Genomic DNA, 16,348 nt, shown 5'->3' on the forward strand with positions numbered 1-16,348 from the left:
GTAAACAATTTCAAGCTATAAACTGTAAATTATCAATACCATTACAGACATCCTTAAAACTTTAAGGTTTAGCGATCGCCTAATTTATGAAAAATACAGCTCATACAGTTACTTTTATATTACATTGCAAATATCTATGTAACATGTAAAGATGCCAGCGCTCATTGCTATATTTATCAAGTTAAGCATGAATTGTTATCAGATTATCTAGTCTCAGAATTGAAATATCCTTCAATTAAAATGAAACTTGTTTAACTTGAATAGCTGAAGTTTTTTTAATTAAAACTCAAGCGATCGCACAAAACTATTAGTGAAGATCGCCAAAATTACTATGCACTATATATAGTGTCTTTGCGTAAGTCCTGATAATTTCAATTTCCACCAATCTTCTAATAAAGTGTACAACACAGGAACTACAATTAAACTCAACAAAGTAGAAGTAATTAACCCTCCAATAATTGCCACAGCTAAGGGTTGTCGTAATTCTGCTCCTGCTCCTAATCCCAAGGCGATCGGCAACATTCCTAACACTGTCGAACTTGTTGTCATTAAAATGGGTCGCAGTCGCACCAACCCAGTTTGCAAAATAGCTTGTCTGCGCTCTAACCCTGACTGACGCAGTTGATTAATATAATCCATCAATAACAAAGCATTTTTATCCAGTAAACCGAGGAGAAAAATTAGACCGAGTAGGGAAATAACGCCAAAATCACTCTGAGTAAATAATAATCCTAACATTGCCCCCACAATAGACAAAGGCAAACACAAACCTACTACCAAGGGTTCTAAAAATCTACCAAAAAGTAACACTAAGACCGTCAACATACATACAACAGAGAAACCTAAAGTCACAAAAAAACTACCAAAGACTTCCCCAACTCTCAAAGAATCTCCACCTAAGTCTAATTTGACACCTGGAGGTAAAATTGGTTGAGCTATTTCTACTGCTAAATCTATAGCATTTCCTAATCCTAAACCCTCAGAGAGATTAGCTGTAATATAGATAACCTGCTTTTGACTGCGATGAGTTATTTCCATGGGGTTATCGAAATTATTATACTGAGGCGCAATAGTTAAATCGACAAATCCTGGTAATTTGGCAATTTGAGTTTGAATTTTTTGAGCTGTATTGTAGATAATTTCTCGATTATCTCCTAATAACATTACCTCAAAAGGTTTTCCGGCACCAGTCTCAACAAATGGAATATCCTCCACACTAACACTAATATTTTTTAACTCAGATAAAGCTTTACGAGTTTGCTTTTGTATTTGGGCAGTAGTGAGCGATCGCTCTTTTTTGAGTTTTACATATATTTTACCACGATTTGGTTCGCCTTGGAAACCTGCAATACTAAAAACTGATTCTACTTCTGGGGAGGATAAAACAATTTCCTCGATATTTTGCGCTACTCTACGAGATTTTCTTAATAAGATCCTAGTGGGAGATTGAGTTAGACCGCTAATCCAATTAAATGCTCCTTCAGGAAAAATTGAGTTATTGGCAGGTGCTTGATTTGCTTGGGGTGGAGGAAAATTTTCAGTATTTTTCGCAAAATTAGGTAGAGGGTAAGTGTAGGTAATATTAAATTCTCCTCGGTCTAGTTGGGGTACTAAACCTTTAGGGATTAGAGGAATCATTGCCATACCAAGGATGAAACTGAGTAAAGCTATTGCTATGACAACTTTTCGATGGTCTAGGGACCAGTTAAGTAATTTTTGGTATTGATGGGATAAAGTGTTCTCCCACTTTTGTGTTTGATTTAATAAATTATCTTGTTTCAAATAACTTTTGACTTCATTATTATTTTCTTCTAACTCTTGACTTCTGACTTCATCATAATTTCCTTCTGACTTCTGACTTCTAATTGGTGTTTGATTTAATAAACCATCTTGTGTCAGATAACTTTTAACTTCATTATTATTTCCTTCTGCCTTCTGCCTTCTGCCTTCTGCCTTCTGCCTTCTGCCTTCTGACTTCTGACTTCTGACTTCATTTAACCACCACACTGCTAATACTGGGGATAAAGTGCGGGCGACTAATAAAGAAATTAATACTGCGGCGGAAACTGTTAAACCAAAGGGTTGAAAAAATTGACCAAGGGTATCCCCCATAAAAGCGACTGGGAGAAATACTGCGGCAATAGTGCAGGTAGAAGCAACAACAGTTAAACCTATTTCATCAGTACCATTGATGGCCGCTTGTTTGGGAGTTTCTCCTGCTTCGAGATGTCTGGCAATGTTTTCCACATCTACAATAGCATCATCAACAATAATTCCAATTATTATTGCTAAGGCAAGGAGGGTAATAGTTTCTAGGTTAAATCCAAATATTGCCATGACAATACAAGTACCTAATAGAGAAATAGGTATTGCTAAAGCTGTAATTATGGTGGCAGGGAAATTCCGTAAAAATGGAAAAATGACTGCTACTGCTAGAATAATTGCTAATAATAAAGCATCAATAGTAGCTTGGGTTGCTTCCTGAATATAGTCTGCTTGAGTTTCTGCTAAGGCGAGTTTTATTTCTGGCAAGTCAGACTGCATTTTTGCTACAGTTGCTTCTACTTTACTTACAGCTTCTAAAGTATTGGCATCAGCACGTTTTACTACTTGGAAAGCTATGGCATTTTTATGATTGAAACTGACTAAAGTTGGGAAAGTGTTAGGGAGCAATGTGTCAGTATCTTTTTGTTTTAAGGAAGCGTCACCAAGTAGGTTGACTTTTAAAACTTCCGGTAATTTTGAAATAGTAGGAATAATTTGATTTTGAGCAATGGCAGTTAATTCTCTGAGAGTTTTACTGTCACTAATAATGGCGTAGCTAATTGCTGCTGACTCATTGAGGTCAAGACTGATTATGTCTAAATTAGTTTCTGGAGGGAGAGGTACTTGTTTGAGAGCAGTTTCCACATCTGCTGTTGCTGATTTTAAATTGTTTAGGGTAGTAAAAGCTATGTTGATAACTGCTTGACCTGGATATGTTGAGGAGCGTAATTCATACATCCCTTTTGTTTCGAGGATTTTAACAGCTTTTTCGATGGGAGTTGTAATTTGCGTTTCTGTTTCGATAGTATTGTCAAAATTTGCTGTTGCTTGTACTACCACTACTGGAAAACTGACTTCTGGAAATAAGCCATATTTGAGACTACTAAAGGCAAAAAAACCTGCTATTACTACACTTAACCAAAAACAAATAGTTAACCATGGTTTAGCGATCGCCCATCTGGAAATATTCCAGCGCTGTCGTAGATTTTTTGCTGTAGATTGTTTCATTTTTGAGCGTTGCTGAATTAGTGTACCATATTAATCTTAAATTACTTAGGAGTCAGGAGTCAGGAGTCAGGAGTCAGGAGGGAATAAAGAAAGAGAAAATTTTTGCTCGCCCTCTTATCCGGACATGATATCATATCTCAAATCAGCAACGCCAAAAATCCTATTAGCCAATCTTAATAATTTTCTGATAATTTTCACCAGAGATACAGCGCTTCCCGTTGCCCGTGAGGTACACCCCGAAGATGGCTAGATTGCCTCACTACAATATTTTCATCATTTACCCTGTACCTCATTTGCCCGAAATATGCTGTAAGTATTAATTTTTGAATTACCGAAAAATTTTGGTTTAAAGCTTCCCCTTTTAAGGGGATAATAAGCGGTCGAGGGATGGCGATCTTCGGAGCGGGTCTGCAAGAACGGGTCTCCTCGCCATATCCAATCGACCAAGAGAAGAAAAATTTTCCTTTGAATCAATCCTATCCGTTTTCAAGGAGAGGTAATTATTAATTATTAATTATTAATTATTAATTGTTGAACATATATCACCTAATTTATTAACTCTTCAGCACAAATCTCTCCAACTTCTATTAATTCTTCTGGCGCTTCCTCCTTTGCTGCTTTGTTCATTAATTTCTGAAATTTTTCTAAGGTATATTTAGATTGAAACTGATTCAGGGTACAATCACATAGCGTTTCAGCTTGTTCTGTTGATAATCCTTTTGTCACAGCATTAATTTTACAACTTGCTTGATAAACCTCCGTAAAATCTTGAGGATATTCGTTTTGAGATAGTAATTTGGGAGTTTGACTTTTTGCTTCACTCACCAGTAAACTACAGTAAGCTATACTTACCAAGGTTAATAAAAAAACAGTAATTAAAGGTTGTTGTTGGCAGCTAATTTTCATCCTAAGAATTAGTCCTTTGTTAGACCGGAAAGAGAGGATATTTTATAATAATTACTTAAGCTAAATTGTGTAAATTTTTTGATAATTAGGAAACATTTTTTTGATATTTTATATATGTTAAGTAACCTCAATCTATTATTGATTATTGCTGTATAATTATCCATCAACTGACAACTTTTTAGAGTAAATTTCAATTATAAAATGGGGGAGGCGATCGGGTAATAGAAAAAATAAAATTTTTCTCAAATCTCTTAACCTCATGCCTAAATTATAGTCATTAGCAGTAAGATATTAGCTTTTAATTTTTTTGCTTAATATAGAGCAAAAATGTAGTCTAGTTAATGTACTTAATCAATATGCAAAACCCTATTATATTGTCAATTTATCTTTTTCTTTTGGGTTTAATACCCGGCCATCTAAACGGTGTTTACAATTGCTTGGGGTTTGTAGACACAAAGTAGCTTGTCGAACACTGTCGCTATCCACTTTTTCCTTTTTTATTCTTGCTTCTTCCTTTTTCCTTCTTCCTTCTTCAATACTTAATCTAACCAAATTTCCCACCAAGAGCCAGACTTAGATTCCGATGACTCTACCTCTTTAATCCTGTTAATTTTTTCCCCTTGATGAATCTTACCTGCTGCTTGTTCGGCTGCCTCTTCTTTACTTCCTGCTTCGACTATTATATCCCTACGATTAAGAGTGACACGATATTTCATATTTTTTTTACCTCATATAATCTACAATAAGAACTTTACCATAATTTTATAACATCATATAGATAAACCGGATTTATGTCACCAAAAACCCGGTTTTCCAATTTTTTTAAGTTTGTTCTCTGATTTTTTTCTATATCTGAGATAGGGGTAGATTTAAGCATAAATATTTCTGTTAAGTAGAACATTCTCGATCTATAAATATACCCCTACAGTTTTTTATGAGAATAATCATCTGGACATGATGTTAAACAGGTTTAGTTAAGTTAGAACAATAACTATCATTTACTACTACAGAATTAATATTTATAGGCTCGATATCTGATGATTCTGGTATCCACCGATTTGTAGGATGAAAGACTACCTTTTTACAAACAACCTGAGTATTACTTAAAGACGCATAATCCCAAGTAAAAATTTCTGGGTCTCTAATATTTGCATTAGCGGGCACTTTAACTAATGCACTTAGCAAGACTAACTCCAGGGTTATCAAAGCAACAATTGCGTATTTTAACATAGACCTCCTAAACTGATTTTGTGAATAATTAATTTTCAGATAATAGTTTGATTCTTATTCCAATTATCTCATAATTTTTCTGAGAGTGTCAAGAACTTGGGAGGAGTCAGGAGTCAGGGGTCAGGAGTCAGGAGAGAAGAATAAAGAGGAAGAACAGGAGAAAGTTTTTTATCACTAATTATCAGGACATGATATTACTGAATAATTAAGGTTTAAAGGTTATTATTTGAAGAATAAATAAGAACAAAAAATATTTTTGCTCATCCTATCCCTTTTAAGCAAAGGTAATTATTAATTGTTAATTTTAAAAAGCCTTTTATGAGGGAATGCTGCGCAACCAGATACCTAATTCTATGCACAATTTTTTAGGTTGATAAATGATGGGAATTTCAAAATAGATGATTCCCGTTTTTCTTGGGATACCTATAGTATTGTTTTTCAAGGATTTATGATTTCAACAACTTTCGCTCAACTTCAGGCAAAATATCCCTACTATCAAGAAGTATTTCAGCGACTTTATCAAAATTATCAAGTTGTTCCCTGTTCCTCTTCTTTTCGATTTAAATAGCAGAAGGTAGAAGGTAGAAGGAATGTCTGAGTTTTAAGCTTTTGATCTGTTCGCGCTCTTTGCTTCAACTACTATACTTATGCAAGACTTCAATAATTAAGTAGTTAGTATAATTCAATAACGTTAAGAGCGATTATTAGCAAGTAAGTGTATATTATTCTTATGTTTACTACTCCCCCACTCCCCCATTCCCCAACTCCCCTTTCTTCCTCTAATACCTACGATTAATTCTATCTCTAGCAGCTACTCCTAAAAAATATTCTATAGGTTGCTCCGAATTAGAAACAACTACAAATTGATAATAACCAGAGGTTAGAGTTTGACCCCTCCATAGATTTATATTTCGATCTTCTACTAATGCTCTAGACCTACCACGATACTTTTCAGGAGGATAAATAGATAAGAAAACTTCTGGAGAATTAACTCGTAACCTGACGCGTAAAATTTGGTCTGCTTGTATCCATGCTAAATAAATTTTACCTTCTCCTGGTTGTAAATTACCATTCACAACTTCTCTAAATGAACCTGGTGTAAAACGAATTTCTTCTAAAGATTTTCTACTTTGTAAAGCTTTCATTGTATCGGTAGCGATCGCTTGCCAAATTTGACCCATGGGTAAACCAATTATGTTTTTTCCACGGGGTTGTTCTGAGAATAAATAAAAAAATCTAGCATCGGTTAGATCGTTAAAAGCTGTACTACTAATGTTTAATCTACTAAGTTGAGACTTCCATCGATAAATATCATCTTTACTATAATTTCCTAATCTACGACGAGCATCTAAACTTAGTGTTTCTAGTTTGTTAAGTAACTGGTTTGCTATTTCATACCACCGCCACTTCCATAATTTATCTTCTGAAGTTTCATCACTCAAAGTTTGCCCTTTTTTTTGAGGATATTTAGCGTAGAAAAAGTCATCTACTAAAGGAAAAAAGAAAGACTCTTCAATGCCAGATTTTTGGAGGCGATCGCTCAATTCTTGGGGTTTCTCTTTGATAATTTTATCTTTTTGATTAGAGTTGTATTCTAACCAAAAATTACCAGCTACCCAACCTATTCCTCCCATACTAAATATTGTTACTAATACTAATAAAATTGTTGACCAAATTGAAAATTTTTGAGTGTTATTAGTCGCAACTGGAATTTGGGAAACTGGTGTTGTTGTGACATTGGAGATTTGATCTGCGGTAATAGGTTGAGTGGGGATGACATTTGGCGCTGCTTGGGTAGGTGCTAGGTCAGTGCTAGAAGCAAAATTTTCAAGGTCTGCTATAACTTGACTAACTGTAGAATAGCGATCGCTTGGTTTAGGAGCTAACATTTTATCTAGCACATTACCTAAATTTGGACTAATGCTAATTATCTTGCGCCAGTTAAAGGTTAAATTGTAAGGATCTATTAAAAAAGAGGGTTCTTTTCCTGTCAGTAATACTAAGACTGTTGCTGCTAAAGCATATAGGTCGCTGTTAGCATTGATCATTCCTAGTCGCATTTGTTCGTCTGGTGCATATCCGACTTTTCCCAACCTTGTTGCTTGGTGCAAAATACCATGAGCATATTCAGATACTACTTTTGTTGCTGTTTCTTTGACTCCACCAAAATCTATTAATACTGGCAGTTTATCGGAGCTTCGCAGAATGATATTATCTGGGGAAATGTCGCGGTGAATAACTCCCAAGTTATGAATATATTCTAAGACTGGTAATATTTGGAGTAAAAATTTTGTTACTTCTGTTTCGCTAAAAAAAGTGCCTTGACGTTTGCGGTTTTCTAGCAAAGCACGATAAGTTTTACCTTCTACATAATCTTGTACTAAAAATAGGTATCCTTCTCCATCTAATTTAAAGCGAAACATTTCTCGGAACCCGGGTATTTGTGGATGTCGCAATTTGTAAAGTACCCCTGCTTCTCTTTCAAATAATTCTTGGGATTTTTGTAAGGCATAACTACCGTGTACTTGGGGGGCAAATTCTTTGAGTACACAGGGTTCTTGGAAACGATGGTTATCTTCTGCGAGGTAGGTGCGTCCAAAACCACCATGTCCCAATTGTTTGACTATTTTATAGCGGTTAGTGAGTATTAGTCCGGGATATATAGGGTTATTCATAAACAGGGATTATGGTTAGTTTTGGTCCAAGTTAGGGTTATTTCATTATATTTAAGTTGAACTTTCCGTTACAAAAATCGAAATTATAGGTTTAGGGGTATAAAGGTTAAGGATAATTTAATTCTGTTAAAAATCAGAGGTTATATTTAATTTAATCTATTATCTCTACAGGGTAGCTGATGATGTGACTGTGATAGTGGTTTTAACTAATTACCTTAAGTTCGTAATTTTGATTTATTAATCATTGGGATTTATGAATTTATGAAAATAGTTGAAAAGTAATTTTATTATTGGCATAAACTAATTTCTCAATGATTGACTGCTTTGTTTCCTAAACTGGTGAGGTATGAAAATCAATTTATCGGCTTTTCCCATTTTGTGAAGCACTCGGATGTGAGTGTTGATATTTTCAATATGTTGCGTATGTCGCAATAGTCATTTCATTTTATGAAGCTCCAAAATGACTACTTTGTTTCCCCTGACTGGTGAGGTGCGAAAATCAATTAATCTGCTTTTCCCATTTTGTGAAGCACTCGGATGTGAGTGGTGATATTTTCAATATGTTGCGTATGTCGCAATAGTCATTTCATTTTATGAAGCTCCAAAATGACTACTTTGTTTCCCCTGACTGGTGAGGTGTGAAAATCAATTAATCTGCTTTTCCCATTTTTTTCTTCTATATCCCCTATTCCCTATTCACTATTCCCTGACTTCTGCAAGAAGTCTAATTTTCTGGATTTGTAATTTCTCCCATAAACAAAATAGTGCCAGAATTATTATCTCTAATGGCAAAAAAGAAAGGACGATTAACTAACATATCGACAGTTATTACTTCACTTTCCAATGTTATTATTACACTGGTAGTTGCTGCTGCTTCTGTTCCAGTTTCATTCACTTCAACAAATGTTTTATGCTTAACTTCACTGATAAATAACTTCTCACGACTCATTCCAGAGAAGTCTGCTCTTCCACCTTGAAAAGCTATTTGCATTCCTAAAGATTTCAACATATTATTGAGAGTCACTTCATATTCATTTTTAAACGTTGGCAAACCTAAATTAACTTCGTAACTTTCAAACTGTTTCATCCAATTTTCCCAGTTTTTTTGATTCAACACTTGATAAAATCCCTCTAAACTGACTTGTTCCCTGGGGAGAAATATATACATACTAACCAGACCTTTTTTATAGGGCAAACTCACTGCCTGAAAATATTGATTCTCGTAATATAAATGTCTTGACGATTGGAACATAATTGGATGTTGTTTTTGAGTTCCATTGGCTAAATAAAAAGGCATATCTTTAGTAGAATATTCAGAAAATTGTTCTTCCCAATTGCCATGAAAATAAATAGCATTTAATAACACCATGACATCCTCGGGTTCGAGTTTTTGAATAATTTTCTCAATTTTGCCTTCAGTTTTGTCTTTTACCCAATTATTGATAATTTCTGGAGTTTTCGGATTTTTAAAGTCAATTTCTCTTACTTGACTCTGATAAATTTCTTGGTTTATTTGTAGAAAGTTTTGCTCAAAAGGTATTCCGATTTTAGTCCATATTTAGTTAGAAATATTTAATTTAATTTCTGAATTTAAACTCTCTAAGAAATTTCCTAATTGTTGATTTGCTTGATTTATTTCCTCTAAATTCATTCCCTCAAAATTTAAAGTTTTAGCCATAAATTCTTGAGTTTTTCCCGCAGCGCCATTGTAGGTCATTGATAGGGCGATCGCTATACTGCTCGGTGAGATAAAAATATTTTCATTTATCTGTGATTTATGAATTTCTGAAAATAGTTGAAAGACAAATTTGTTATTGGCAGAAACTAATTTCTCAATCATGTCTATATATCTAAATTTTTGCTAATACAATCATACCAAATTCAAATAATTATTTACTATTTTGCTGCTCTGAATTTAGTAAAAGTATGAAAGCTAATATAGCAATCTCATTTCAGTTGTAATATTTTGGTGGTAGGGGGTTTCATGTTGCAGAGCAAAACGGCCTTTTCCTAGCACAAAGCTCCACTAAGGCCATAATTAATTATTAATTGTTAATTGCTGAATCTTAGTTTTCTGGATTTGTAATTTCTCCCATAAACAAAATAGTGCCAGAATTATTATCTCTAATAGCAAAAAAGAAGGGACGATTAACAAACATATTTAAACTTGTTACCATAGCACTTAATGCTATCATAGTTATACTGGTAGCTGATGCTGCTTCTGTTCCTGTTTCATTCACTTCCACAAATGTTTTATGTTTAATTTCATCAATATATAACTCTGGAGGAATAGGACGAATTCGAGAAAAATCTGCTTTCTTTCTGTCAAAAGCTATTTCCATTCCCAAAGCTTTTAATATGTCATTGAGGGTAACTTCATATTCATTTTTAAATTTGGGTAGAGTTAATGTGACTCCTTGAGATTCAAACTTTAGCATCCAATTTTCCCAATTTTCTTCATTTAAAGTTTGATGGAATTTTTCTAATCCTATTTCTTCTTTGGGGAGAAATACATACATACTGACGCGACCTTCTCCGTAAGGTAAACTAATGGCTTGAAAAGTTTGATTTTCATAATATGAATATTGAGATAATTTGAACATTGTTGGATGTTGTTTTTCCATTCCATTAGATAGATAAAAAGGCTGCTCTTGGGTAGAAAAATTATCAAATTATTTTTGCCAGTTTCCTTTAAAATAAATAGCATTTAACAATACCATGACTGAATCACGATCTAGTGTTTCAATTATTTTATCAATTTTGCCTTTGGTATTATCTTTTATCCACTTATTGATAATTTCTGGAGTTTTCGGATTTTTAAAGTCAATTTCTCTTACTTGACTCTGATAAATTTCTTGGTTTATTTGTAGAAAGTTTTGCTCAAAAGGTATTCCGATTTTAGTCTATATTGAGTTAGAAATATTTAATTTAATTTCTGAATTTAAACTCTCTAACAAATTTCCTAATTCTTTGTTTGCTTGATTTATTTCTTCTAAACTCATTCCCTGAAAGTTTAAAGTTTTAGCCATAGCTTTTTGAGTTTTTCCCCGAGCGCCATTGTAGGTCATTGATAGGGCGATCGCTATGCTAATGGGTGAGATAAAAATATTTTCATTTGCCTGGGATTTCTGAATTTATGAAAATAGTTGAAAGGCAAATTTGTTATTGGCAGAAACTAATTTCTCAATCATGTCTATATCTCCGATTGTAAGCATTCATTTGCAAAAATACTTTTTTCCTATATATTCCCTGTTGCCTGTTGCCTGTTGCCTGTTGCCTAAAAGCGATAAATTTTTGGCTTTATTCACTCATTGAGATGCACCCTAATTTTCTGGATTTGTAATTTCTCCCATAAATAGAATAGTGCCAGAATCATTCTCTGTAATTGTCAAAAAGAAGGGACGATCGACTAACATATCAACAGGTATCTCTGCACTTCTTACTCCCATAGTTATACTGGTCGCTGCTCCTGCTTCTGTTCCTGCTTCATTAACTTCCACAAATGTTTTATGTTTAATTTCATCTATATATAACTCTGGTGGAATAGGACGCATCCCAGAAAAATCAGCATTATTTTTGTTAAAAGCTATCTCCATTCCTAAAGATTTCAACGCATCATTGAGGGTAATTTCATATTCGGTTTTAAATTTTGGCAAGCCTAGATTTACTTTACAATAGTCAAATTGCAGCATCCAATTTTCCCAGTTTTCCTCATTTAAAATTTGATAAAATCTGTCTAATCCTACTTTTTCTTTGGGAAGGAATATATACATACTTACTCCTCCTTCTCCATAGGGTAAACTTACTGCCTGAAATTCTTCATCTTCGTAATATAAATATCTAGATGATTGAAACATTATTGGATGTTGTTTTTTTGTGCCATTCGGTAGATAAAAAGGTTGTTCTTTTGTGGAATATTCTGCAAATTCTTGCTCCCAATTGCCTTGAAAATAAATAGCATTTAACAAAACCATCACTGTATTAGGTTCGAGTTTTTCGATGATTTTATCAATTTTGCCCTTAGTAATATCGTTGACCCAATTGTTGATAATTTCAGGACTTCTAGGATGCTCGAAGTCTATTTGACTTACCTTGCTCTGATAAAAATTTTGATTTCTTTGCATAAATGTTGGCTCAAAAGACATCCCTTTTTTGGTCCATATTGAGTTGGCAATATCTAATTTAATGTCTGGATTTAAACTATTTAATAAAATGCCTAATTCTTTGTTTGCTTGATTAACTTCTTCTAAACTCATTCCCTGAAAATTTAATGCTTTAGTCATAGCATCTCTGGTTTTTCCTTCGGCACCGTTGTAGGTCATTGATAGAGCGATCGCTATACTGCTCGGAGAGATAAAAATATTTTTATTTGATTGTGATTTTTGAATTTCTGAAAATAGTTGAAAGGCAAATCTATTATTAGCGGAAACTAATTTCATACTGATGTCCATATCTTCTATTTTAGCGAATATATTCTGTCGGGAATTTGTCTGATTATCAGTATGAAATTCCCGATTCCTTAACTTTATTGCAACTCCAGGCAAATTATAGATACTAATAATGATAATTATAGCCATCGTCCCTAGAGACATTTTTGCCGAAATGGCATAACATTTATTTAAAAGTTCTTTCAACATTTTCTTACCCCTACTGGAGTCAATAACTAACAATGACAATCGATCTAATTTTCAACGGTGCTAACTTATTTGTATTACCATTTTGGACATTAATAATATTTTTGCCTAACTGGAAAGTTACTCGCAAAATCATGGAATCTTTTATTCCGTTTGTATTATTAGCCGTCCTTTATCTTTACCTACTTATTAGTAGTATTACCCCTGAATCTGCTGCTGCTTTATCCAACCCTACTTTGCCAGATATTGCTAAATTCTTTGGAGAAGAATCTGCTGCAGCAACAGGATGGATTCATTTTCTGGTCATGGATTTATTTGTCGGTCGTTGGATTTATTGGGAAGGACAACGTACTGGTGTTTGGACTATCCACTCAATAATTCTTTGTTTATTTGCCGGACCTTTTGGCTTATTATCTCATATTTTAACCTATTGGATTAGTCAGAAATTCTTCGGTAATTTTACAGAGGATACAACTACAACACCCACTGTAGAACAAGTTTCAACAATTAATAATTAATAATTAATAATTAATTATTACCTCTCCTTGAAAACGGATAGGATTGACTAATAATGAAAATTTTTTCTCTCTTGGTCGATTGGATATGGCGAGGAGACCCGTTCTTACAGACCCGCTCCGAAGATCGCCATCCCACCCTACGGGAAGCTGCGCTAACGACCGCTTGTTTCTCCTTGAAAGGAGAGGCTTTAAACCTTAATTATTCAGTAAAATTCAGGGGGTGTATTTAATAGACATCTCTAATAATCAAAAATCAAATAAATTGTCGTACAGAAATTATCAATTATTTCTCCCTACTCCCTACTCTCTCTTTTCTCGAGAAGTCTAATAGTTTGTTAATTTTATAGATTCTTAATTAATCTTCAGTAGTTTCTCATACCTGACTAATATTTTGAGAGTTAAATAAATAATGTAAGCATTTCCTGCGGAATGCTTACTAAATAATTATTGGATTTGAGATTTGAAGTGGTAGTTCATTAATGGATAATGGATAATTACCTCTCCCTTTTAGGGAGAGGATTGACCAATAAGGAAAAAATTTATTTTTTTCCCCTTTCAAGGGGAGGCTAATAAAGCTGAATTGTTTAATTATTTAATTATTTAATTATTAATTATTCGGTAATTTATGAGTTCTTTAATACTGGGAATAGTGGGAGGGGAAGGTTTGAAGATGCGGAGTTGCTTTTCTGGGATATTCCCCACTAATTAATACTATTAAATATCGTATTTTTTTGATATTAAAGCTATTTATTAATCTACTTTTAGTAGTAAGCAATTTTTCCTTCTGCCTTCTACCTTCTTCTGTTTAGGGCGATCAAACACGAAGTAGCCTTTCGTTGACTATCCATCAGCAATTTTCCCTTCTTCCTTCTTCCTTCTTCCTTCTTCCTTCTTTGTAATTTCCCATTTTTATAGAGGTAAAATTATGGCAGTTGAATATGATATTGTGATTATTGGCGGTGGTTCGGGGGGTTTAGTTGTAGCTTCTGCTGCTGCTCAACTTAAAGCTAAGGTAGCATTAGTAGAACGTGACCGTCTTGGTGGTGATTGTTTGTGGTTTGGTTGTGTTCCTAGTAAGTCTTTAATTCATGCTTCTCGTGTTGCTTATCAAGTAAAAAATGCTTCTAGGTTTGGCATTTATACTCAACCTCCAGAAATTGAATTTGCTAAAGCAACTGGTCATGTTCAACAGGTAATAGCTAATATTGAACCACATGATTCTCCAGAAAGATTTAGAGGTTTAGGTGTTGAAGTTATTTTTGGGGAAGGTAAGTTTATAGACCGTAAAACTTTTGAAGTTGATGGTAAAAAATTAACTGCTAGAGCTTTTGTTATTGCTACGGGTTCTCGACCTGCAATTCCATCTGTGGATGGGTTAAATTCTGCTGGTTTCCTGACAAATGAAAAGGTATTTTCTCTCCAAGAAAGACCAAATTCTTTGGCAATAATTGGTGCTGGACCGATAGGTTGCGAGTTGGGTCAAGCTTTTTCTCGTCTTGGTAGTGATGTGACTATTATTTCTAGTAGAAGTCATATTTTACCGAAGGAAGAACCGGAAGCTGCTCTAGTTGTACAGGAACAATTTGAGTCCGAAGGTATTAAGATTTTGTCAGAAACTAGGGCGGAAAAAGTAGAAGTTGTGGATGGGAAAAAAGTAATTACGGCAGGTGGAAAAAATATTATAGTTGATGAGATTTTGGTTGCTGGTGGTAGGTTGCCTAATGTAGAATCTTTGAATTTAGATGCTGCTGGTGTAGAAGTAGGAAAGCAGGGAATTATTGTTAATGAAAAGCTGCAAACTACGAATTCTAAAATTTATGCTTGTGGTGATGTAATTGGTGGTTATCAGTTTACTCATGTAGCAGGTCATGAAGCAGTTGTTGCTTTAACAAATGCGTTATTTTTTCCCATTAGTAAGGCTAATTATCGGGTTATTCCTTGGGCAACTTTTACTGACCCAGAATTGGCAAGGGTAGGGTTAACAGAACAGCAAGCGAGGGAACGTTTTGGAGATGATGTTTGTGTATTGAAGCAGCCTTTTTCTGGTGTAGACCGCGCTCAAGCTGAGGCAGCTACAACTGGATTTGGTAAGATTATTACTAGAGGAAATGGAGAAATTTTAGGGGCGCATTTAGTTGGTATTTCTGCTGGTGAATTAATCCATGAAATTGTTTTGGCAATGTCGAATAAGTTGCCTGTTTCTGCTTTGACTGGGATTCATATTTATCCGACTTTATCTGAGGTAAATAGTAAAGCTGGTTTATTTTTGAAAAAGCAGAAATATGCCAAAAATTTATGGCAGCAGAATTTCTTAGAGAAGTTCTTTAATTGGAGAAGGTCTTTTTAAAGGAAGGAAGAGGGAAGAAGGAAGAAAGTAAATTTAAAAGCAATTGTAGGGTGCGTTGCAAAGCACCTTATAAGTTAAGTAGATTCATAGGGTGAGCAAATAATAATTTTTTGGTAGTCCTGCTCGCGTAATTGTAGATAGGAATAAAAAATTCTTGGTACGGGAGCAAGATGCTCCCACTACGGTGTCTCGTAACAAAAATAATTACAATGCACAAACAATGAAAATGTATCACCACCAATTTTTTGATCTTAATTAGGACTTACGCATTACAAGACCAATATGGGAATTGCTATACTTACTTTTCAGGAATGGTTTTATAAAAAAAGAAAAAGCAAGATTATTTATGGTTCAATTATTACAAAAACTAATAACTTTTGATGAATTTACTGAATGGCTACCCGAAAGTAGATGTTATGAATTACATGAAGGTAAAATTATCGAAATGCAACCCACAGGCAAACATGAAGATATTACCGGATTTATTATTCAAGAATTAACTCTAGAATACACGAGGATGAAATTACCCTATCGTATTCTAAAGTTAATATTTTATAGACTGGAAATTTTGACTCTATAGTAATTTCAGGAAACTATTTGTGAAATCATTAAAGTGAATTGGTAGGTATATAGCATTTCTCAAGTTACTGAGGTACAGTTGTTTTTCTTCTTTTTTATTCCCTACTCCCTACTCCCTAAAGCAAAGGAATTTTGTACCTCACGCTTCTTGGGAATTGCTATAATATCAAATCCGTTTAATTGGAC

10 protein-coding genes and 2 pseudogenes are annotated in these 16,348 nt (G+C 34.1%); 3 read left to right on the forward strand and 9 right to left on the reverse strand.

Translation table 11 applies throughout. The annotated features are described in order from the left end of the window. Positions 1 to 336: 336 nt before the first annotated feature. From F6K27_RS14600 to F6K27_RS14640, 9 genes and pseudogenes are all read right to left on the reverse strand, one after another. Entirely contained in the window at positions 337 to 3,273 is a 2,937-nt protein-coding gene (locus F6K27_RS14600; protein WP_287276865.1) for an efflux RND transporter permease subunit, read from the reverse strand. Between the two features lie 546 nt (positions 3,274 to 3,819). Further along, a complete protein-coding gene (locus tag F6K27_RS14605; RefSeq protein WP_287276867.1) occupies positions 3,820 to 4,179 on the reverse strand; it encodes a hypothetical protein in 360 nt (119 codons plus the stop codon). A 369-nt stretch (positions 4,180 to 4,548) separates the two neighbouring features. Next, positions 4,549 to 4,731 (reverse strand): hypothetical protein, encoded by a 183-nt coding sequence (locus F6K27_RS14610; RefSeq protein ID WP_287276868.1) that lies wholly within the window; start codon positions 4,729 to 4,731, stop codon positions 4,549 to 4,551. After that, positions 4,719 to 4,895 carry a hypothetical protein gene (locus F6K27_RS14615; RefSeq protein ID WP_161564687.1) on the reverse strand — a complete coding sequence of 59 codons (177 nt, stop codon included), beginning with the start codon at positions 4,893 to 4,895 and terminating at the stop codon, positions 4,719 to 4,721. Before F6K27_RS14615 ends, F6K27_RS14610 begins: the two co-directional genes overlap by 13 nt. Before the next feature lie 244 nt (positions 4,896 to 5,139). After that, entirely contained in the window at positions 5,140 to 5,409 is a 270-nt protein-coding gene (locus tag F6K27_RS14620) for a hypothetical protein (RefSeq protein WP_287276870.1), read from the reverse strand. Between the two features lie 779 nt (positions 5,410 to 6,188). After that, complete coding sequence (locus F6K27_RS14625) at positions 6,189 to 8,084, reverse strand: serine/threonine-protein kinase (RefSeq protein ID WP_287276872.1); 1,896 nt, start codon at positions 8,082 to 8,084, stop codon at positions 6,189 to 6,191. Between the two features lie 724 nt (positions 8,085 to 8,808). Then, a pseudogene (locus F6K27_RS14630) lies at positions 8,809 to 9,924 on the reverse strand (serpin family protein). A gap of 226 nt (positions 9,925 to 10,150) precedes the next feature. Then, positions 10,151 to 11,218, reverse strand: a pseudogene (locus tag F6K27_RS14635) (serpin family protein). Positions 11,219 to 11,407: 189 nt separating this feature from the next. Then, complete coding sequence (locus F6K27_RS14640; RefSeq protein ID WP_240039155.1) at positions 11,408 to 12,721, reverse strand: serpin family protein; 1,314 nt, start codon at positions 12,719 to 12,721, stop codon at positions 11,408 to 11,410. 32 nt (positions 12,722 to 12,753) lie between these two features. Between F6K27_RS14640 and F6K27_RS14645 the strand changes: the two genes are divergently transcribed. From F6K27_RS14645 to F6K27_RS14655, 3 genes are all read left to right on the forward strand, one after another. Further along, positions 12,754 to 13,236, forward strand: a complete 483-nt coding sequence (locus tag F6K27_RS14645) for an ABA4-like family protein (RefSeq protein WP_287276875.1) — start codon at positions 12,754 to 12,756, stop codon at positions 13,234 to 13,236. A 925-nt stretch (positions 13,237 to 14,161) separates the two neighbouring features. Further along, complete coding sequence (locus F6K27_RS14650; RefSeq protein WP_287276876.1) at positions 14,162 to 15,583, forward strand: NAD(P)/FAD-dependent oxidoreductase; 1,422 nt, start codon at positions 14,162 to 14,164, stop codon at positions 15,581 to 15,583. Between the two features lie 346 nt (positions 15,584 to 15,929). Next, on the forward strand, positions 15,930 to 16,163 hold the full coding sequence (locus F6K27_RS14655; protein ID WP_124146418.1) for a Uma2 family endonuclease: 234 nt from the start codon (positions 15,930 to 15,932) through the stop codon (positions 16,161 to 16,163). Positions 16,164 to 16,348 lie beyond the last annotated feature (185 nt).

Origin of the sequence: Okeania sp. SIO2F5, assembly GCF_010692685.1 — a bacterium.
GTDB classification, from domain to species: domain Bacteria; phylum Cyanobacteriota; class Cyanobacteriia; order Cyanobacteriales; family Microcoleaceae; genus Okeania; species Okeania hirsuta.